Origin of the sequence: Bradyrhizobium sp. CIR48 (assembly GCF_014198315.1) — a bacterium.
GTDB lineage: Bacteria > Pseudomonadota > Alphaproteobacteria > Rhizobiales > Xanthobacteraceae > Bradyrhizobium.
The window spans coordinates 1-1,381 of record NZ_JACIHG010000037.1 but is presented as its reverse complement, the minus strand read 5'-3'; the positions used below and the strand labels follow the sequence as shown (position 1 = coordinate 1,381).

Genomic DNA, 1,381 nt, shown 5'->3' with positions numbered 1-1,381 from the left:
CTGCACCCGACCCTGGGGCTCATCAATCAGGCGCTCAAGGTACTGGGGTTCGCGGAGACGGCTTTCCTGAGCGAGCCGCGCCTCGTCATCCCGACGCTCGCCGCGATCGGCATCTGGCAGCTCGTCGGCTTCAACATGGTGCTATTCCTCGCCGGCCTTTCGGCGATCCCCCGCGATCTCTACGAGGCCGTCGACATCGATGGCGCGAGCCATCCCATTGACCGCTTCCTGAAAGTGACGTGGCCGATGCTTGGTCCGACGACGATGTTCGTGACCGTGACCACCTTCATCACCGCCTTCAAGATCTTCGACACGGTTGCGGTAATGACGCGGGGTGGCCCCGGAGGCGCATCCGAGGTGCTGCTGTATGCCATCTATCTGGAGGGATTTCAGTACTTTCACATGAGCTATGCGGCGACGCTCACACTCGTCTTCCTGGCGTTCACGCTGGTGTTCTCGGTGCTGCAAACCTTCATCCTCGATCGACGGGTGCACTATTGATGCGCAACTCGGCCACGATCACTCGCCCGCCGACACCGGTGGCGATCCGCATGCGGCGCCTCGTGTCGCTTGCGCTCGTCCACGCGGTGCTGATCGGCGGCGCAGTCTTCATGCTGCTGCCGTTCGTCTTCATGCTGACGAGCGCGATCAAGCCGCCGGGTGAGATCTTCGAGGCGACGTTCCGGCTCTGGCCGCGCCAATTCTACGGATGGCAGAACTTCGAATCTGCCCTGAGCACCGCACCACTGCTGCGTTTTCTGCTCAACGGTCTCATCGTCTGCGGCGGAATCCTCATCGTCCAGCTGCTGGTCGCAATTCCCTGCGCCTATGCGCTCGCCAAGCTGAAGTTTCCGGGACGGCCGATCCTGTTTTCGCTTGTCCTGCTCGGACTCTGCATTCCGGTCCAGGCGCCCTCGCTCCCGCTCTACATCGCGTTCGCCGAGCTCGGCATTCTCAACACCTACCTCTCGATGATGATGCCGTTCTTCCTGTCGGTCTTCGCGATCTTCCTGTTCCGGCAGTTCTTCAAATCCTATCCGGACGAGATCATCCAAGCCGCGCGGCTCGATGGCGTCGGCGAATTCGAAATCGTCTGGCGCATCGTCGTGCCGAGCGCCTGGCCTGCCATTGCGGCGTTCTCGATCTTCTCGGTCGTGGCGCACTGGAACGACCTCTATTGGCCGCTCATCGTCGTCTCCGACACCAAGCTCGCAACACCGCCGCTCGGCATGATGTATTTCGCCGATTCCGAGCTGGGCTCGAATTACGGCGCGCTGGCCGCCGGTGCCACCATCATCACCGCGCCGCTGGTGATCGCGTTCCTGATCGCGCGGCGGCATTTCATCGCCGGCATCACGATGACCGGAATCAAGTGACGTCA

2 protein-coding genes are annotated in these 1,381 nt (G+C 61.9%); both read left to right on the top strand.

Features of this window, described 5'->3' with window-relative positions; translation table 11 throughout:
* The coding region (locus GGD66_RS41095; RefSeq protein ID WP_183262292.1) for a carbohydrate ABC transporter permease at positions 1-501 on the top strand (501 nt) is incomplete at its 5' end.
* A 50-nt stretch (positions 502-551) separates the two neighbouring features.
* A complete protein-coding gene (locus tag GGD66_RS41090) occupies positions 552-1,376 on the top strand; it encodes a carbohydrate ABC transporter permease (protein ID WP_183233473.1) in 825 nt (274 codons plus the stop codon).
* The last annotated feature ends 5 nt before the right edge of the window (positions 1,377-1,381 follow it).

What these genes read in the sequence shown, in the direction of transcription:
- GGD66_RS41090 (WP_183233473.1), top strand. Translation starts at nt 552, where the DNA reads ATGCGGCGCCTCGTGTCGCTTGCGCTCGTCCACGCGGTGCTGATCGGC.